This window comes from Mesorhizobium sp. M1E.F.Ca.ET.063.01.1.1, from assembly GCF_003998155.1.
GTDB lineage: Bacteria > Pseudomonadota > Alphaproteobacteria > Rhizobiales > Rhizobiaceae > Mesorhizobium.
Genome location: NZ_RZSC01001784.1, coordinates 1 through 388, shown reverse-complemented (window position 1 = coordinate 388; position 388 = coordinate 1). Strand labels below are relative to the sequence as shown.

General features: G+C 63.1%; 1 protein-coding gene. It reads right to left on the bottom strand.

Annotated features, from left to right (window positions below):
• The coding region (locus EOA29_RS40860) for an MFS transporter (protein ID WP_127222628.1) at nt 1–388 on the bottom strand (388 nt) is incomplete at both ends.

Here is a 388-nt window from a genome sequence, read left to right as displayed (position 1 = left end):
GCCGAATGTGTCGGCCACGGCAGCCGACATGAGCCGGCCGAAGAAGTTGCTGGCGACATTGCCGGTCACATAGGCCGCGAGCGCGCTGGTCGTCTGCCGAGCGGAAAAATGCTCTGCCAGGTAAGCCATCGTCAACGTGAAGGCGGTCGACATGCAGAGGCCTTGCGCTATGCGCAGCAAAGCAAAAACCACGATGCTGTCGGTCTGCGAAAGCAGCGTTGTCGGTATCGCCAGGATGACCAGGCTGATCCAGATGCCGTTGCGGCGATCAATACCGCGTCCGAAGAGCGCGACGGCGATGCCCGCCACCGCCATGCCGAACGTGCTGGCGTTGACGGCGAAGCCCATGGTGGCGCGGCTGACGCCGAATTTCACCACCAGCGAAGGC